Consider the following 17,526-nt stretch of genomic DNA (forward strand, 5'->3'; position numbering starts at 1 on the left):
CCCAAGGACGGGCATGCAGTGCGCCATCCGACAGTGCCACGCATTTTTTTGAGAGAATCTGGCGCATTGCAAAATTGTGGCCAGACCGAGCTTGCGCGTCTATAACGCCTGCGGTCCGAATTCAGCTCCGCCGCGCCATGCCTGGCTGTGGCCAGCCACCAAGGAAAAAACATGCCTGCCTATCGCTCCCGCACCACCACCCATGGCCGCAACATGGCCGGCGCTCGCGGCCTCTGGCGCGCCACCGGCATGAAGGACAGCGATTTCGGCAAGCCGATCATCGCGGTGGTCAACTCCTTCACCCAGTTCGTGCCGGGCCATGTCCATCTGAAGGATCTCGGCCAGTTGGTCGCGCGCGAGATCGAGAAGGCCGGCGGCGTCGCCAAGGAATTCAACACCATCGCCGTCGACGACGGCATCGCCATGGGCCATGACGGCATGCTCTATTCGCTGCCGTCGCGCGAGCTGATCGCCGATTCCGTCGAATACATGGTCAACGCTCACTGTGCCGACGCCATGGTCTGCATCTCCAATTGCGACAAGATCACGCCCGGCATGCTGATGGCATCGTTGCGCCTCAACATCCCTACCGTCTTCGTTTCCGGCGGCCCGATGGAAGCCGGCAAGGTGGTGCTCGCCGGCAAGACGCAGGCTCTCGACCTGGTCGATGCCATGGTGGCGGCCGCCGACGACAGAATTTCCGACGAGGACGTCAAGGTCATCGAGCGCTCGGCCTGCCCGACCTGCGGCTCCTGCTCGGGCATGTTCACCGCCAATTCGATGAATTGCCTGACCGAGGCGCTTGGCCTTTCATTGCCCGGCAACGGCTCGACGCTGGCCACGCATGCCGACCGCAAGCGGCTGTTCGTCGAGGCCGGCCACCTGATCGTCGATCTCGCCCAGCGCTATTACGAGCAGGACGACGAAACCGCGCTGCCACGCAACATCGCCTCCAAAGGTGCGTTCGAGAACGCTATGACGCTCGACATCGCCATGGGCGGCTCGACCAACACCGTGCTGCACATTCTCGCCGCCGCGCATGAGGGCGAAATCGATTTCGATCAGGACGACATCGACGCGCTGTCGCGCAAGGTGCCGGTGCTGTGCAAGGTTGCTCCGGCCAAGTCCGACGTGCACATGGAAGACGTGCACCGCGCCGGCGGCATCATGGCCATCCTCGGCCAGCTCGACAATGCCGGCCTGCTCAACCGCGACCTGCCGACGGTGCACACGCGAACGCTGGGCGAAGCGCTCGACCATTGGGATATTTCTCGCACGACCAGCCAGAGTGTGCGCGATTTCTTCCTCGCCGCCCCTGGTGGCGTGCCGACACAGGTCGCTTTCAGCCAGGACCGCCGCTGGGACGAACTCGATCTCGACCGCGAGAAAGGCGTCATCCGCTCGACCGAACATCCCTTTTCCAAGGATGGCGGCCTCGCCGTGCTGAAAGGCAATCTGGCGCTCGACGGCTGCATCGTGAAGACGGCCGGCGTCGATGAATCGATCCTGAAGTTCACCGGCCCGGCCCGCGTGTTCGAAAGCCAGGATTCCAGCGTCAAGGCGATCCTGTCGAACGAGATCAAGGCCGGCGATGTGGTCGTCATCCGCTATGAAGGGCCGCGCGGCGGCCCAGGCATGCAGGAAATGCTTTATCCAACCAGCTATCTGAAGTCGAAAGGGCTCGGCAAGGCCTGCGCTCTGGTCACCGACGGCCGCTTCTCCGGCGGCACCTCGGGCCTGTCGATCGGCCACGCATCGCCGGAAGCCGCCGAAGGCGGGCTGATCGGGCTCGTGCAGGAGGGCGATACGATCGAGATCGACATCCCCAACCGCAGCATCCGCCTGGCTGTCGACGATGCCGAACTGGCAGCGCGCCGTGCTGCTATGGAGGCCAGGGGCGCCCTGGCCTGGAAGCCCGAGGAAAAGCGCAAGCGCAAGGTGACGACCGCCTTGCGCGCCTATGCCGCGATGGCGACCAGCGCGGCCAAGGGCGCGGTCAGGTTTGTGCCGGAATAAGGTTCGCGCCCAGGCCCCCTCATCCGGCCGCTACGCGGCCACCTTCTCCCCGCAGGGGAGAAGAGGCTGGCGCCGGCGCTGACGATCTCTTCTCCCCTCGGGGAGAAGGTGGCCCGAAGGGCCGGATAAGGGGGGCTGGCTCCAACATCCGGAACACCATCACGGCATCAACTGATACTCATAAAGCTTCTGGTAAAGCCCGCCCTGCTTGAGCAAGGTCTTGTGCGGGCCGCTTTCCACCACCTTGCCGGCTTCGAGCACCACGATCGTGTCTGCCTGGTGCACGGTTGACAGACGGTGCGCGATAACGACCGTCGTGCGGCCTTCCGTCAATTGCTGCAGCGCGTCTCGGAACAGTGCTTCCGATTCGGCATCGAGCGCGCTGGTCGCTTCGTCCAGAAGCAGGATCTCGGCATTGCGCAGCATGGCGCGTGCGATCGAGATCCGTTGGCGTTGGCCGCCCGACAGCAGGCCGCCATTCTCGCCGACATCCGTCTCGTAGCCTTTCGCCTGCGCGCTGATGAAGTCATGGGCGTTGGCCGCCTTGGCGGCGGCGATCACCTCTTCGTCGGTCGCACCCTCGCGCCCAAGCCGGATGTTGTGCATGATGGTGCCGGCAAACAGGAACGTGTCCTGGCTGACATAGGCGATCTTTTCCCGCAGCGATGCGAGCGTCGCATGGGAAATATCCTGACCATCGAACAGCACCTTGCCGCTCTTCGGGTCGTACATGCGCATGATCAGGTTTAGAATCGTCGACTTGCCGCCGCCGGAAGGCCCGACCAGCGCCGTCATCTTGCCGGGCGCAAGCGTCAGATCGAACCTGTCCAGCACCGGCGGCCCGTTCTGATAAGCGAAGTCGACGGCGTCGAACCGGATCTCGCCCGGTCCGGCCAGAAGCGGCTTCGCGTCCGGCTTCTCGACCAGAGTCAGCGGCTGGTCGGCGAGCTCGAACATCATGCGCACGCCGACAATGCCGCTTTCCAGCGATATGCGCACGCGCGCAAGGCGCTTTGCCGGCTCATAGGCGAACAGGAGCGCCCCGATGAAGGCCATGATGTTTCCAGGCATCTGGCCGCCTTGCAAGACCAGGAAGCCGCTGACGAAGATGGCCCCGGCAATTGCCAGTCCGGCCAGCGTCTCCATCACCGGGCTTGTCGCAGCCTCCAGCGTCGCGATGTTGTTGGCCCGGTTCTCGACGTCCGACACGGCCTTGTACATGCGGTTGCGCATTGCGCCTTCGAGGTTGAAGGATTTGACGACGCGCACGCCGATTGCCGTTTCCTGCATCACCTGCACGATCTGGCCGACCGAGCGAAACTCCATCGCGGCGAACTTGCGAACACGTTTGAGGATGCGGTTGACCCCGTAGATAGCCAAGGGGCCGACGACAAAGCAGATTATGGACAAGGCTGGCTGCTGCCAGACCATGACTCCTACCAGGACAACCAGCGACAACAGGTCGCGCACATAGGACGTGACAACGAGGTCGAGCACGTTGCGCGCAGCCTGCGCATTGTTGGTCATGCGTGTGATCAGGTCGGACGACGAGGTCGAATGGTAGAATTCGATGCCTTGCGCCAGGATGCGGTCGTAGATCTTGCGCTGGCGATCGGCGATAATGGCGTTGCCGACCCGGCTCATGAAATAAGCCTGGATGAAGTTGGCGAGACCCTTGAGAATGAAGATCGTGGCGACCCCCGCCGCAATCAGGTTGACGCGGTCAATCCGCTTGAAGACCACGAATTCGTCGGTGATCTCTTTGAGAATCCAGGCGCTGGCGCCGGTCGTGGCGGCCACCACAAGCATCGACAAGATCGCGGCGCCGTAGCCAAACCTGTGCTGGTAAAAGGATTCCCGGATCAACCTCGCAACGAGGCGCTGGTTTTCCGTCGAGCGGAAGAAACGAAACAAACGGCGGATCCTTGAAACCGGGACAACGAAGGCGGCTTATAGAGGGAGTTGCGGCCGGATGGAACCATCCGCGGCCGCTGCGGACAAACCGCTGTTGCAAGCGGCATCGACGGGATGCGATTTTCAGCCTCGGCTATATCAGATGATTCTTTTGACGGGATGACGACAGATGGATTTCGACCTTATCGTTCGCGGCGGCACGCTGCCTGATGGCAGGGTTGCCGACATAGGCATCAGCGGTGAGACGATCGCAGCGATCGAGCCCGTTATGCAGGGTTCCGCGCGAACCGAGATCGACGCCCGTGGCAATCTGGTCTCGCCGCCCTTCGTCGATCCGCATTTCCACATGGACGCGACGCTCTCATACGGCATTCCGCGCATCAACGCGTCGGGTACGCTGCTCGAAGGCATTTCGCTATGGGGCGAGTTGAAGCCGCTTTTGACGCATGAGGCGGTGCGTGATCGCGCATTGGCCTATTGCGACTGGGCGGTGTCGATGGGCCTGCTCGCAATCCGCACCCATGTCGATGTCTGCGATGACAGGCTGCTGGCGGTCGAGGCGCTGCTCGAGGTCAAGAAGACGGTCGCCCCCTATATCGACCTGCAACTGGTCGCCTTCCCGCAGGACGGGTTCTACCGCTCGCCGACGGCACGTGAGAACACCATCCGCGCATTGGACATGGGCGTCGACATTGTCGGCGGCATCCCCCATTTCGAGCGCACCATGGCCGACGGCACGCGTTCGGTAACGGAGCTGTGCGAGATCGCGGCCAAACGCGGCCTGATGGTCGACCTGCATTGCGACGAGACCGACGACCCGCTGTCGCGTCACATCGAACAGCTTGCCTATGAGACGCAGCGCCTTGGTCTGCAAAACAGGGTGGCCGGCTCGCATCTCACATCGATGCATTCGATGGACAATTACTACGTCTCGAAGCTGCTGCCGCTGATCGCCGAGGCCGGCGTCTCGGTCATTCCCAATCCGCTGATCAACATCATGCTGCAGGGCCGCCACGACACCTTCCCGAAGCGCCGCGGCCTGACTCGGGTCAAGGAGATGCTGGCGCTCGGCATTCGCGTCGGCTGGGGCCAGGATTGCGTGCTCGATCCCTGGTATTCGCTTGGCACCGCCGACATGCTCGATGTCGCCTTCATGGGTCTGCACGTTGCTCAGATGTCGAGCCCGGCCGAGATGGCGCGCTGCTTCGACATGGTCACCAACGTCAATGCCGCGATCATGGGCCTCGATCATCTCGGCCTGGCGGTCGGCAAGCGCGCCAGCCTTGTCGTCCTCGATGCCGGCAATCCGGTCGAAGCCCTGCGCTTGCGCGCCGAGCGCCTGTGCGTCATCGCCAGGGGCAAGGTGGTGGCGGAGCGGACGAAGCAGGAAACCAGGCTGTCCATCGACGGAAGGCCGGGAATGGTGAACCGGCGGCACATATCCAGCTAGATACAGCCGATTCCTGGCGCTGGTCTTACCCATTGCCCGAATTCTCCTCGTCAAAGCCGCCGCTTCCGTCTACGACGCGGCTTACCAGGGAGGAATCGGGATCGGCATGACGCAGCCCGTGGCGCAGAATTCGACGATCAGGAATGTGCTTCTGGCCGGCATTCTGCTGATGCTGGCCGGCGACTTCCTGTTTGCGCTGAACGACGCCATGGGCAAGTGGCTGGTCGCCAGCTTCTCCGTCGGTCAGGTGGTGCTGATCCGCTCCATCGGCGCCTTTTTCGTGCTTGGCCCGATGATTGCCCATCAAGGCACGGCCAAGCTGTTTCGCATGGAGCGCTTGGAGCTGCAGCTGCTGCGCGTTGTCATGACCACGCTCGACACCGCGCTCTTTTATGCCGCCGTGGTCTATCTGCCGCTTGCCGATGTCATGAGTTTCTACATGGCCGGGCCGATCTACGTTGCGGCGCTCTCGCACCTCTTGCTTGGCGAAAAGGTCGGTTGGCGCCGCTGGATGGCGATCCTGCTCGGCTTCTGCGGCGTTTTGATCATGCTGAAACCGTCCTCGGCGGCGTTCTCGCTGTCGTCGGGCTTTGCGCTGGTGGGCAGCATCTCCTTCGCCTTCGCCATCATCCTCAACCGCCGGCTGCGCGGCACCAGCGACACCAATCTGGTGACATGGCAGACTATCGGCACGCTGCTGGTCGGGGGTGTGCTGACCATCGGCGCCTGGCAGACGCCGTCGGCGCTCGATCTCGGCGCCATGCTGCTGCTCGGCATCGTCTCCTGCGGCGCGCATCTGATGATCACCAGGGCGCTCAAGCTGGCGCCGGCTTCGACATTGGCGCCGCTGCACTACACGCTGCTGCTGTGGGCGGTGGTGTTCGGACTGGCATTCTTCGGCGACGTGCCAGGCCCGCGCATACTGATCGGCTCGGGCATCGTCGTTCTGGCCGGCCTGTTCATCTTCCACCGCCAGAAAGTGGTCGAGACTGCGGTGCCGCCCGAAAACGTGCCGAAGGGCGTGAATTAGTAGGCTCAGCCCTGACGTATCGCCGCCAGGTGCCGTGAAAACTCCGTCGTCTCCATCAGCGCCTTGCAGCGCGCGAACCGACCGTCGGCATAGGCGCGAAAATCATCGACCGGATTGTTGTTGGCGAGCTGGATCAGCCCCCACAGCGTCCACAACAGGTCGCACATCGCCTTGTAGATGACGATGCGGCCGCGCTCCGCCGGCTTGGCCTCGCCGCCGAAATAGGCGCGCATCATCTCCTCATCCTGCCCCGTGTCGAATTTGCCTTCCACGCTGAGGTCGCCAAGGTCCCAGAGTGGGTCATTCATGCCCGAATACTCCCAGTCGACGATCCACATCCGCTCGCCGGTATCGAGAAAGTTCTCGCACAGCGGATCGCAGTGGCAGGCAACGAGCGGCAGCGGATAGGCGGCCAGCGCCGAGCGCACGCTCTCGGCGTCGCGCACCACGTCATGATAACCGGCGGGCAGGGCGACCTCCTTGGTGGACAGCACCTTGAGGTAATCGTCGATCATCGCGAACAATTCGAAGCGGAAGGGAAACACCGCGCCTGAATCGTGCAGCTTGCGAAAGGCCTCGCCGGCGCGGGCCGGACTGCCCGGACGTGTCCGGAATTTCTCCGGCGACATCGTTTCGGCGCCGGCGATGTAGCGTGTCACCATCACCCCGGTGCCGGGGTCGACATGCAGCACCTCGGGACTGACCCCTGCCTTTGCCGCTTCGCGTGCAGCCACTGCTTCGTTGGCCCGGTTGATGTATTCCTCGGTGCCCTTGCCGGGAATGCGCAGGCAGAAGTCGCCGGCCTTGAAGACGAGGTTGGTGAGGCCGCCCAGCCGTTCCAGCGGCCCGCTGTAGCCGGCCAGCATGGGAATGGCGTCCAGTGCCGCACGCGCCTCGTCAGTCACCATGCCTGCGCCCCCACGCCGTTATTTGTCGCAGCGACGGTTCCACAATTTTCGCGCTTTGGCTATCATCACTGCGAGATCAAAAATTGGCGGACTGGATAAAAGTGGCGGACAGCAAACATCATGGCGCGCTCGGCGCGGCCTACGCGGCAAAGCGGCCCGAAGAGGTGGCCGCACTCTATGATCGCTGGTCGGAAACCTATGACGCCGACATGTCGGCCGCCGGCTATCGCCATCCGACGATCTGCCTTGCCTTGCTGGCCCGCCATCTGCCGCGCGGTTCAGCACCGCTGCTCGATGCCGGGGCCGGCACCGGGCTCATCGGCGAATGGCTTGATATTGCTGGTTACCCGCAAGTCGAGGCACTCGATATTTCACAAGGCATGCTGGATCAGGCGGCCCGCAAGGGCGTCTATTCCGCGCTCCATTGCCTGGCGCTCGGCGGTCATCTGCCCTTTGCCGATGATGCCTATGCCGGGATCATCTCGGCCGGCGTCTTCACCTCGGGCCATGTCGGCGTCGAGGGGCTGGACGAGCTAATCCGCATCTGCCGCCCGGGCGGCGTGATCGTGCTGACGGTCAAGAACACGCTGTGGGATGCCGGCTTTGCCACGCGTGTCGGCGAGATCGAGGCGCAAGGCCTCGTCACCCGCGTCGAGGAAACGCGCCCTTACGTCTCCATGCCGGGCGAAGCCGACACCGTGCCCAGCCGCGGTCTCGCACTGCGCGTGACCTGACCTACGCTTTGACCCTGGCGCCTGCCGGGTCGTACATCGGCTCGAGATGGATCTTGGCCGGTGTCCTCTCCATCGCAACCACCAGTTCATAGTCGCCCGAGACTAGAAAATCGTCGCTCACCCCGTCGGCGTTGCGCACATAGCCGTAGCCGATGGTCTTGCCCAGCGTGTAGCCATAACCACCGCTGCTGAGATAACCGACCGGATCGCCATTGCGCAGTATGGTTTCGCGACCGAGCAGCACGATCTCGGGGTCGTCGACCGTGAAGCCGGCAAAGCGTTTCTTCAGTGCCGCGCCGCTGGTCTTCTCCAGCGCGCGCCGTCCAACGAAATCGGTGTTCTTGCGCAGCTTGACCGCCCAACCGAGCCCGGCTTCCTGCGGCGTGTCGTTGGGGGTGATGTCGGAGCCCCAGGCGCGATAGCCTTTTTCCAGCCTTAGCGATTCCAGCGCCCGATAGCCGACCGGGCGGATGTCATGCTTCTCGCCTGCCGCCAGCAGCGCGTCGAAGACTTCGCCGGTGGCCGCGATCGGCACATGCAGTTCCCAGCCGAGTTCGCCGACATAGGTGACGCGCAGCGCCCGAACCGTGTGGCCGGCGATGGCAATCTCATGCACATGGCCGAACGGGAAGCCGGCATTCGACACGTCGGTTCCGGTCGCCGCCGAGAGCACGTCGCGCGCCCGAGGACCCATCAGCGACAGCGTGCCGAAATCCTCGGTGACGTCGACAAGCCTGGCGTCGAGCCCTTCGCCGATATGATCGCTGATCCATGAGAAATCATGCGTGCGGAAACCTGTGCCGGTGACGATGTAGAATTTCTCCTCGGCCAGCCTCGCCACAGTGAGATCAGCCTCGATACCGCCGCGCGTGTTGAGAAGCTGCGTGTAGGTCAGCCGGCCGACCGGTTTGCTGACGTCGTTGGCGCAGATCCAGTCCAGCGCCTTCAGCGCATCGGGCCCGCTCAACTCGTATTTGGCGAAGGAGGATTGATCGAATATGCCAACCTTTTCGCGCACATGACGGTGTTCGTCGCCGACCGCCGCGAACCAGTTCTGCTGGCCCATCGAATAGATGTCCTGCGGCTCGACGCCTTCGGGCGCGAACCAGTTCGGCCGCTCCCAGCCGAGCTTCGAGCCGAACACAGCATTATGCTGTTTCAGCCTGTCGTAGAGCGGCGAGAGGATACGGGGCCTCCCGCTGGCATACTCCTCATGCGGGAAGCCGATCGTATAGTGCTTGCCATAGGCCTCCAGCGTGCGGTCGCGGACCCACTGACGGTCGCGGTGCAGGTTGGAAAAGCGCCTGATGTCGACCACCCAAAGGTCGAGCGGCGCTTCGCCGTCGACCACCCACTGCGCCAGCACCCAGCCGGCGCCGCCGCCCGAGGCGATGCCGAAGGCGTTGAAGCCGGCGCCGACGAACATGTTGGCACATTCGGGCGCTGTGCCGAGAATGAAATTGCCGTCCGGCGTAAAACTCTCCGGCCCGTTGATCATCTGCTTGACGCCGACGGTTTCCAGCGCCGGCACGCGCGCGATCGCTTGGCTCATGTGCTGCTCGAAATGGTCGTAGTCGTCGTCGAACAGCCTGAACTCCCAATCATTGGGTACGTCGCCGCCGGGGAGACCAGTCGCCCAGGCCTGCGGGTTCGGCTCATAGCCGCCCATCACCAGCCCGCCGACTTCCTCCTTGAAATAGGTGCGTCGGTCAGGGTCGCGGATGGTCGGCGCGTCGGTCGCCAGACCGTCGATCTTCTCGGTGATGATGTACTGGTGCTTCACCGGCTGAAGCGGCACGTTGATGCCGGCCATGGCCCCCACTTGCCGCGCCCATTGGCCCGCACAGTTGACCACCTTGTCGCAGGCGATGTCGCCCTTGCTGGTCTTCACCGCCGTGATGCGGCCGTCCTTCATTTCGAAGCCGGTGACACGGACATCCTCGAACAGTTTGGCGCCATGCATGCGCGCGCCCTTGGCCAGCGACTGCGTGATGTCGGAGGGGCTCGCCTGGCCATCGGTCGGCAGCCAGGAGGCGCCGACGAGATCGCCGGTCTCCAGCAGCGGCCACATTCTTTTCACCTCGTCCGGCGACAGCAATTGCATGTCCATGCCGAAGCTTTTTGCTGTTGTCGCCAGCCTTTTGTACTCCGTCCAGCGGTCGGCATTGGTGGCGAGCCTGAGGCAGCCGGTCATCTTCCAGCCGGTGGCGAGACCGGTCTCGGCCTCCAGTCCCTTGTAGAGGTCGACGGAGTATTTCAGCACGCGGGTGATAGACGCCGACGAGCGCAATTGCCCGACAAGGCCGGCCGCATGCCAGGTCGAACCCGAGGTCAGCTTGCCCTGCTCCAGCAGCACCACGTCAGCCTTATGGTCGCGCGCCAGATGATAGGCCGTCGAACAGCCGATGATGCCGCCGCCGATGACGACGATGGCGGCCTGGCTCGGCAATGTCATGATTTCTGTATCCCGTATTTTGTCCGGTAGTTTTCAAGTGCCGCGTCGAGCCGGACGAGGTTTTCCTCGGTGTAGGCGACGTAGTCGATGCCTGGCGCGTCGAGATAGAGCTCGGAGACCATGCTCCACATCGCCTCGCGCAGCAGCGAGGCGCATTGCATGGCCGCGTGCGAACGGCGGATCGCATCGTCCGGCTCCTTCATGAAGTAGGCTGTCAGGAAGGCGAAGGATTCCTCGTCGCTCATGCCGGCGTTGGAGGCGGCGCCTGCGAGGTCGAACATCGCCGTGTTGAAACCGGCATATTCGAAGTCGATCAGCCACAGCCTGTTGCCGTCATCGAGAATGTTGGCCGGCAGCAGATCATTGTGGCCAAAGACGATCGGCAGCAGCTTCTGCGCGCGCTCCAGTTCGTCGGCCAGTGTCAAAAGGCGCGGCAAGTCGCTGCGCTTGCGGCTCCCGCCCTCTTCAAGCGTGCGCGCATAGTCGCGGATGACATGGAACACCCAGAACATGAAGCCGGCGCCGGAAACGTGATTGGGCATCTCCCGGTGGAAGGCGCGCATCAGAGCCGCGACGCGGCCGAGATTGGCGCGCACGTCTTCCGCCAGATAGGTTTTCGCACCGAGAAATTCCGTTACCAGTATGCCCGGTTCGGCATGGTGGACGGCTGGCGCGAAACCGGCGGCATGCGCCGCCCGCGCGGTCATAACCTCGCGCTCGCGAAAGACATGGTGGAACGGATAGTCCTTGCCGAAGCGCACGACATGTCGTCCGGCCGCGTCCGTGACCACATAATTCGCGTTGCTCAGGCCGCCGGGCAGCGGTGCGATCTCGATGCCACCGGTCCAGCAGGGCAGGGCGCGGATGCGATCTTCGGCGGTCACGGAATCATCCCTGGTTTGCTGGGCTTCGACAAGGCGCCGTGAACAGCGCAACGACGGCGGGGAGAAACGTAAATACTCTCGTCGGTGCGGGACGCCAGGATCGGTATCCCGCACCGCACCGACGAGCCCCTTGGCCAGGTTTTTGAGCCCGGCATCCGCCCCCGCGGATCTGAAAATTCCTTGTACAGGCACGTTCCAAACGGCCTGACCACTGAGTTGCGTCTCTGCCCCCAGTCGCAGATCTGAAGCCTGTTGATGTCTTTGATTTCACGCCCGGGTTGCCCGCTTGTCAATAAAAAGGTGTGACTTTTTTTGGGTATTTTGCCCGAAAGCATAAGGTAGTTCCTTTAAAAGCACTTGAATTACCTTAGAATCGGTCAGGAGCATCAGTTCGGGAAACCAGATGGCCCAGTCCAAACGACACGGCGAGATCCTGCGTCTCCTGCAGGAAGAGGGCACCGTCACCATCGCCAGTCTGGCCGACCGGCTGGGCGTGTCGCTCGAGACAGTGCGCCGCGACGTCAAGCCACTGACTGGTGATGGCTCTGTCCTCAAGATGCATGGCGCCATCGGCCTGCCGTCGATGATCGGCGAAGCGCCGTTCGAGCGGCGTATGCGTGAGAACGCCGACGCCAAGCGCGTCATTGCCCGCATGGTCGCCGCCACCATACGCGACGGCGAATCGATCATGCTCGACACCGGCACGACGACCTCGTTCCTTGCGCGTGAACTGCTTGGCCACCGGCGCCTGACGGTCGTCACCAATTCCTCGGATATTGCCCGCACGCTGGCCACCATCAACGGCAACAAGGTCTATATGGCGGGCGGCGAGCTGCGCAGCGATTCCGGCGCTGCTTTCGGCGCCTCGGCAATCGATTTTGTCAGTCGTTTTTCGGTCAGCCACGCCATCATTTCCACCGGCGGCGTCGACGCGGTGATGGGCGTCATGGATTTTGATCTGGATGAAGCCGAGTTCGCCCGCATGGTGCTGTCGCGCGGCCAGCGGTCCCTGGTCATCACCGATCACTCGAAATTCGGCCGTCTTGGTCTGGTCCAGGTCTGCGGCTTCGACAGCTTTTCCGAACTCGCCACCGATCGCTCGCCGCCGCACGACCTGGCCGCCGCCCTTGCGCAGGCCGGCGCGCGGCTTAGCATCGCCGACGAGGAAGCCGGGTTTTAGCTAAACACCAGCGACTGGTGGGCGCAGACGCCCGCAAAGGTGCCAGCCGATACCGCAAAGGCGATGTTGTGCATCGAACGTGCCGCGTCGCCGGCGGCGTAGACGCCGGGCACGGTCGTCTGCTGCCTGTCATCGACGGTGATTATCGGACCGAGAAGGCCTTCGGTGAAGCCGCAGCCGAGCTGTTCGGCCAGCGGGCTGGCCATGGTGTTGCGCGGCGCGGTGAACATCGCCCTGACGCCGGCCTTTCGGCTATCGTCGAGGTGGACGATCAACCCGCCGGAGCCGTCTTCCCGCAGCTCGGCAACGCTGGTGGGCTCAAACCGCACCTTTCGGCTCTCCAGCGCGCGCATCTGCTCTGTGTCAGGCTCGAACAGGCCGTTGCCGAACAGCGTGACATCGCCCCAATCGGCGATCAATTGCGCCTGATGCAGGGACATCGGGCCGGTTGCGAGCACGCCGAGCGGCCCGCCGGAAACCTCGTAGCCGTGGCAATAGGGGCAGTGCAGCACTTTTCTGCCCCAGAGCTCGGCAAGACCGGCAACCTCCGGCAGGATATCGCGCACCCCGGTGGCCAGCACCAGCCGTGTGGCGCCGAATGTCTCGCCGCCGTCGGTGGCGATTTCGAAATCGCTGCTGTCAGCAGCAACGGCCTTGTCCGCACGCCTGTCGACAACCCTGGCTGTCGGATAGGCCAGCAGCTGCCGCCTTGCGTCATCCAGGATTGCGCCGGGCGCGCGCCCGTCATGTCCGAGGAAGCCGTGCGAATGCTCGGCAAAGCGGTTGCGCGGCTGGCCGGCGTCGATCACCAGCACCTTGCGTCCAGCGCGCGCCACCTGGATGGCGGCGGACAGGCCGGCAAAGCTGCCGCCGACGACGGCAAGATCATACTGCATGGCTGGAGACTCCAATGAGGTCAAAACGGCGGCGGAAATCGGCGGTCAGGTCGGCCAGCGTGATGCGGCTCAGTTTCTCCGCCAGCAGCTTTTCGGCGGCGATGCGAAAATCGTCGAGCACGGCGATCACCGCCTGCTCGACGAGGCAGCCGGGGCTTTCCGGCTCGGTGCTGAACGGCAGCAGCGTCTCGCCAAGCGCTGCGCTGATCTCGGCCAGGGAGATTTTCTCGGGCGCCCGTCCGAGCAGCCAGCCGCCACCGTGCCCGCGTGACGAGGTGACGATGCCGGCATCGCGCAAGCCTGCGATGGTGCGGCGGACCACGACCGGATTGGTGTGGATGAAGGTGGCAAGCTGCTCGGAGGTCAGCGCCTGTTCGGGCTTCTCGGCCATGTGGACGAGAATGTGCAAGGTCGAGGACAGTCGGCTGTTGCGCTTCATGTAACTTAGTTAGTTACGATTGGCGAAGCCGTCAAGTGTTCGCCGGTTGCCACTTCCCAGCATCGCGTCCGCCGTGTTTAGTCCGGCCATGGCTTTCACCATCCGCCAGTTGCAGTTCTTCATCGCCGTCGCCGAGCAAGGCACGGTCTCGGGCGCCGCGCAGAACCTGTCAATCTCGCAATCGTCGGTCACCGAAGCGATCAAGGAGCTCGAAAGCGATCTCGGCGTCGAACTGTTCGAACGCCATCCGCGTGGCCTCAACATCACCCACAAGGGCCACCAGTTCCTGCGCCACGCGACGAAGATTCTCGCGGACGTTTCCGACGCGCGCCGCTCTTTCTCGGGCGAGCAGACGGTGGCGGCCGGCCGGCTGCAGCTCGGCGTCACCTCACTGGTCGCCGGCTATGTGCTGTCGGATCTGCTCGCCCGCTACCGCCGCGCCTATCCCGGTGTCGAGGTCTCTGCCATCGAGGACAATGGCGATTATCTCGAACACCTCCTGATCGGCGGCAAGCTCGACATTGCCGTCATGGTCACCTCCAATTTGCGCGACCGCACCGCGTTGCAGTCGGAAATCCTCGAAGTCTCGGCCTATCGGCTGTGGCTGCCGCTCGGTCATCCGCTCGTCGGCGCCGACATCATCGGCATTGGCGACATTGCCTCCGAAACGCTGATCATGCTGACCGTCGACGAGATCGAGGAGAATACCGGCAAGCTGCTGACGGCGATCGGCGCCAAGCCGCATGTCGCCTTCCGCACCCGTTCCGTGGAGGCCGTGCGCAGTCTGGTCGCCACCGGCGCCGGTGTGGCGCTGCTGCCCGACCTCGTCTACCGGCCCTGGTCGCTGGAAGGCGACCGCATCGAATCGCGCGACATTTCCGGCTCCTTGCCGGTGGTCCAGGTCGGCATGGTCTGGCGGCGCGGCTCCGGTCTGCCGCAGGCGGCGCGCGATTTCATCGGCCTTGCCCAGTCGCAACGGACGGTCCGCCAGCGTCCCTGAGAGATCGACTGCCCACCTATCGGAAAAACCGATATCGCCCTTCTGATAAATGAATTTGCGAAACCGGAGTTTTCAAAGCACTTTCGGTCCAGGGACCAAAGCCGCCATCAGAGCGGCATCAAGCCCAACGGACGAACTGACAGTTTTCAGTCCGCGCGTGACCCCTAGCGAAGACCGAAACCGGCTTTCAGGGTCAGGCGCCTAAATGGGAGATCGACAATGAATTCATTCCTGAAGTCATGCACTGCTCTGACGGTCGCGCTGACCTTTTCCGGTCAGGCCGTCGCCCAGGTCAAGGAACTTGGCAAGGGCGAAGGCCAGGTCAACATCGTTGCCTGGCCGGGCTATATCGAGCGCGGCGAAACCGACAAGGGCTATGACTGGGTGACCTCCTTCGAGAAGGAGACCGGCTGCAAGGTCAACGTCAAGACCGCCAACACCTCCGACGAGATGGTCTCGCTGATGAATGAGGGCGGCTTCGACCTCGTCACCGCTTCAGGCGATGCCTCGCTGCGCCTCGTTGCCGGCAAGCGCGTGCAGCCGATCAACACCGATCTCATCCCGAGCTGGAAGACGGTCGACGAGCGCCTCAAGGACGCGCCGTGGTTCACCGTCGGCGGCGCCCATTACGGCGTTCCTTACCAGTGGGGCCCGAACGTCCTCATGTACAACACCGACGTGTTCAAGGAGGCTCCCAAGAGCTGGAACATCGTCTTCGAGGAAATGAAGCTGCCTGACGGCAAGTCCAACAAGGGCCGCGTCCAAGCCTATGACGGGCCGATCCACATCGCGGATGCCGCCAACTATCTGATGTTCCACAAGCCGGAACTCGGCATCAAGGACCCCTACGAACTGAACGAGGATCAGTACAAGGCTGCGCTGGAATTGCTGCGCGTCCAGCGCACGCTGGTCGGCCGCTATTGGCACGACGCCGCCATTCAGGTCGACGATTTCCAGAACGAAGGCGTCGTCGCTTCCGGCTCGTGGCCGTATCAGGTCAACACGCTGGTCGCCGCAAAGAAGCCGGTCGCGTCCACCATCCCGGAGGAGGGCGCCACCGGTTGGGCCGACACCACGATGATGGAAGCCGATTCGGCCAACCCAAACTGCGCCTATATGTGGATGGAACATTCGCTGTCGCCCAAGGTGCAGGGCGATGTCTCGGCCTGGTTCGGTTCGCTGCCCGTCGTGCCCGCCGCCTGCAAGGGCAACGAGCTTTTGACCGACGAAGGCTGCAAGACCAACGGCTACGAGAATTTCGACAAGATCAAGTTCTGGAAGACGCCGGTGTCGAAATGCACCACCCAGAACGACCAGTGCGTGCCCTACTACCGCTGGGTGTCGGACTATATCGGCGTCATCGGCGGGCGGTGATTTTTCTTACCCTCCCTCTCGTGGGGAGGGTCGACGCATAGCGTCGGGGTGGGGTCGGCTCGGCGTTTTTCGAGGCACCCCCACCCGCGGCTTCGCCGCGACCTCTCCATAAGGGGGGAGGTAGGACGTCGCGCGACATCAGCACACCAAACCGGCAACGGACTGACAGCCCATGACCTCCGCCGTCTCCTTCCAGAAAGCCTCGCGCCATTTCGGCAGCGTGCGCGCCGTCGACGCGGTCGATCTCGATATCGCGCCGGGGGAATTCTTCGCCATGCTCGGGCCGTCCGGTTCCGGCAAGACCACTTGCCTGCGCCTCATCGCCGGCTTCGAGCAGCCGACATCGGGCTCGATCTCGATCTTCGGCGAACGCGCCGAGGGCGTTCCGCCCTATCGCCGCAACGTCAACACCGTGTTTCAGGACTATGCGCTGTTCCCGCATCTGAACGTGCTCGACAACGTCGCCTACGGGCTGATGGTCAAGGGCGTCGGCAAGGCTCAGCGGCACAAGGCGGCGGAAGAGGCGCTGTCACTGGTGCGGCTGCCCGGCTATGGCGCCCGCCGCCCCGGCCAGCTTTCCGGCGGCCAGCGCCAGCGCGTCGCGCTCGCCCGTGCGCTGGTCAACCAGCCAAAGGTGCTGCTGCTCGACGAGCCGCTCGGCGCGCTCGACCTCAAATTGCGCGAGAACATGCAGGAGGAGCTGAAGTCGCTGCAGAAGGCGCTCGGCATCACCTTCGTCTTCGTCACCCACGACCAGGGCGAAGCACTGTCGATGGCCGACCGCGTCGCCGTTTTCAACGACGGCAAGATCATGCAGATCGGCACGCCGGAGGATATCTACCAGCGGCCGAAGACGCGTTTTGTTGCCGATTTTGTCGGCTCATCGAATGTACTGCCACCGGATTTCGTCCAGCGTTATTCCGGCCAGCATCGCTGGGGGAGTCTCCGCCCTGAATCCATTCGCGTCGGCCGCGCGGCCAGCGGGGGCACAAGTGGTGAAGGCGTGTCCGCCCGCCTCGTCTCGACCAACTATCTCGGCGCCACGACAAAACTGGCGCTCGACGCCGACGGCCTTCGACTGCACGCCATCATGCCGGCCGGCACGGCCTTGCCTGGGGAAGGCGAGGCGGTCGTGCTGACTTTCAACCGCGAGCACCTGCATCTGATGGACGAGCCGGCATGATGAAGGTTTGCGCATTGCACCCCCCTCTGTCCTGCCGGACATCTCCCCCGCAAGGGGGGAGAT

General features: G+C 63.5%; 14 protein-coding genes. 8 read left to right on the forward strand and 6 right to left on the reverse strand.

The window, feature by feature from the left end; all coding sequences use genetic code 11:
* Positions 1-171 precede the first annotated feature (171 nt).
* Positions 172-2,016 (forward strand): dihydroxy-acid dehydratase, encoded by a 1,845-nt coding sequence (ilvD, locus tag NKH06_RS18640; protein ID WP_023811662.1) that lies wholly within the window; start codon positions 172-174, stop codon positions 2,014-2,016.
* A gap of 159 nt (positions 2,017-2,175) precedes the next feature.
* On the opposite strand, the gene NKH06_RS18645 is transcribed toward ilvD, so the two are convergent.
* A complete protein-coding gene (locus NKH06_RS18645; protein ID WP_352439720.1) occupies positions 2,176-3,930 on the reverse strand; it encodes an ABC transporter ATP-binding protein in 1,755 nt (584 codons plus the stop codon).
* A 169-nt stretch (positions 3,931-4,099) separates the two neighbouring features.
* Here NKH06_RS18645 and NKH06_RS18650 point away from each other — a divergent pair, with 169 nt between their 5' ends.
* Positions 4,100-5,380 carry an amidohydrolase family protein gene (locus NKH06_RS18650; protein WP_352439719.1) on the forward strand — a complete coding sequence of 427 codons (1,281 nt, stop codon included), beginning with the start codon at positions 4,100-4,102 and terminating at the stop codon, positions 5,378-5,380.
* A 106-nt stretch (positions 5,381-5,486) separates the two neighbouring features.
* Positions 5,487-6,410 (forward strand): DMT family transporter, encoded by a 924-nt coding sequence (locus tag NKH06_RS18655; RefSeq protein WP_023811665.1) that lies wholly within the window; start codon positions 5,487-5,489, stop codon positions 6,408-6,410.
* Positions 6,411-6,415: 5 nt separating this feature from the next.
* On the opposite strand, the gene NKH06_RS18660 is transcribed toward NKH06_RS18655, so the two are convergent.
* Positions 6,416-7,318 (reverse strand): phosphotransferase family protein, encoded by a 903-nt coding sequence (locus NKH06_RS18660; protein ID WP_023811666.1) that lies wholly within the window; start codon positions 7,316-7,318, stop codon positions 6,416-6,418.
* Between the two features lie 101 nt (positions 7,319-7,419).
* Here NKH06_RS18660 and NKH06_RS18665 point away from each other — a divergent pair, with 101 nt between their 5' ends.
* Complete coding sequence (locus tag NKH06_RS18665) at positions 7,420-8,052, forward strand: class I SAM-dependent DNA methyltransferase (protein WP_164893001.1); 633 nt, start codon at positions 7,420-7,422, stop codon at positions 8,050-8,052.
* 1 nt (position 8,053) lies between these two features.
* Here the strand turns inward: NKH06_RS18665 and NKH06_RS18670 are convergent, their stop codons facing one another.
* A complete protein-coding gene (locus NKH06_RS18670; RefSeq protein ID WP_128304830.1) occupies positions 8,054-10,507 on the reverse strand; it encodes a GcvT family protein in 2,454 nt (817 codons plus the stop codon).
* Positions 10,504-11,391 carry a phosphotransferase family protein gene (locus NKH06_RS18675; RefSeq protein ID WP_128304831.1) on the reverse strand — a complete coding sequence of 296 codons (888 nt, stop codon included), beginning with the start codon at positions 11,389-11,391 and terminating at the stop codon, positions 10,504-10,506. The genes NKH06_RS18670 and NKH06_RS18675 overlap by 4 nt, the downstream gene beginning before the upstream one ends.
* A 403-nt stretch (positions 11,392-11,794) precedes the next feature.
* Here NKH06_RS18675 and NKH06_RS18680 point away from each other — a divergent pair, with 403 nt between their 5' ends.
* A complete protein-coding gene (locus NKH06_RS18680) occupies positions 11,795-12,571 on the forward strand; it encodes a DeoR/GlpR family DNA-binding transcription regulator (RefSeq protein ID WP_127290028.1) in 777 nt (258 codons plus the stop codon).
* Here the strand turns inward: NKH06_RS18680 and NKH06_RS18685 are convergent.
* Both NKH06_RS18685 and NKH06_RS18690 read right to left on the reverse strand, forming a co-directional pair.
* The gene (locus NKH06_RS18685; protein ID WP_128304832.1) at positions 12,568-13,467 is read right to left on the reverse strand and encodes an NAD(P)/FAD-dependent oxidoreductase; all 900 of its coding nucleotides are present in this window, start codon (positions 13,465-13,467) and stop codon (positions 12,568-12,570) included. The genes NKH06_RS18680 and NKH06_RS18685 overlap by 4 nt on opposite strands.
* A complete protein-coding gene (locus tag NKH06_RS18690) occupies positions 13,457-13,906 on the reverse strand; it encodes an RrF2 family transcriptional regulator (protein ID WP_128304833.1) in 450 nt (149 codons plus the stop codon). The genes NKH06_RS18685 and NKH06_RS18690 overlap by 11 nt, the downstream gene beginning before the upstream one ends.
* Positions 13,907-13,994: 88 nt before the next feature.
* Between NKH06_RS18690 and NKH06_RS18695 the strand changes: the two genes are divergently transcribed.
* From NKH06_RS18695 to NKH06_RS18705, 3 genes are all read left to right on the forward strand, one after another.
* Entirely contained in the window at positions 13,995-14,906 is a 912-nt protein-coding gene (locus NKH06_RS18695; RefSeq protein WP_023811673.1) for a LysR family transcriptional regulator, read from the forward strand.
* Between the two features lie 219 nt (positions 14,907-15,125).
* The gene (locus NKH06_RS18700; protein ID WP_023811674.1) at positions 15,126-16,280 is read left to right on the forward strand and encodes an ABC transporter substrate-binding protein; all 1,155 of its coding nucleotides are present in this window, start codon (positions 15,126-15,128) and stop codon (positions 16,278-16,280) included.
* 172 nt (positions 16,281-16,452) lie between these two features.
* The gene (locus NKH06_RS18705; protein WP_352893658.1) at positions 16,453-17,463 is read left to right on the forward strand and encodes an ABC transporter ATP-binding protein; all 1,011 of its coding nucleotides are present in this window, start codon (positions 16,453-16,455) and stop codon (positions 17,461-17,463) included.
* Positions 17,464-17,526: the final 63 nt, after the last annotated feature.

The sequence above is a fragment of the Mesorhizobium sp. M1342 genome (genome assembly GCF_040317955.1).
In the GTDB taxonomy this organism is placed as follows: Bacteria; Pseudomonadota; Alphaproteobacteria; order Rhizobiales; family Rhizobiaceae; genus Mesorhizobium.

Excerpts from the sequence above, each read along its gene's own strand:
- ilvD (WP_023811662.1), top strand. The coding sequence starts at position 172 with ATGCCTGCCTATCGCTCCCGCACCACCACCCATGGCCGCAACATGGCC.
- NKH06_RS18660 (WP_023811666.1), bottom strand. The coding sequence starts at position 7,318 with ATGGTGACTGACGAGGCGCGTGCGGCACTGGACGCCATTCCCATGCTG.
- NKH06_RS18685 (WP_128304832.1), bottom strand. The coding sequence starts at position 13,467 with ATGCAGTATGATCTTGCCGTCGTCGGCGGCAGCTTTGCCGGCCTGTCC.
- NKH06_RS18700 (WP_023811674.1), top strand. The coding sequence starts at position 15,126 with ATGAATTCATTCCTGAAGTCATGCACTGCTCTGACGGTCGCGCTGACC.
- NKH06_RS18650 (WP_352439719.1), top strand. The coding sequence starts at position 4,100 with ATGGATTTCGACCTTATCGTTCGCGGCGGCACGCTGCCTGATGGCAGG.
- NKH06_RS18705 (WP_352893658.1), top strand. The coding sequence starts at position 16,453 with ATGACCTCCGCCGTCTCCTTCCAGAAAGCCTCGCGCCATTTCGGCAGC.
- NKH06_RS18695 (WP_023811673.1), top strand. The coding sequence starts at position 13,995 with ATGGCTTTCACCATCCGCCAGTTGCAGTTCTTCATCGCCGTCGCCGAG.
- NKH06_RS18655 (WP_023811665.1), top strand. The coding sequence starts at position 5,487 with ATGACGCAGCCCGTGGCGCAGAATTCGACGATCAGGAATGTGCTTCTG.
- NKH06_RS18680 (WP_127290028.1), top strand. The coding sequence starts at position 11,795 with ATGGCCCAGTCCAAACGACACGGCGAGATCCTGCGTCTCCTGCAGGAA.
- NKH06_RS18670 (WP_128304830.1), bottom strand. The coding sequence starts at position 10,507 with ATGACATTGCCGAGCCAGGCCGCCATCGTCGTCATCGGCGGCGGCATC.
- NKH06_RS18690 (WP_128304833.1), bottom strand. The coding sequence starts at position 13,906 with ATGAAGCGCAACAGCCGACTGTCCTCGACCTTGCACATTCTCGTCCAC.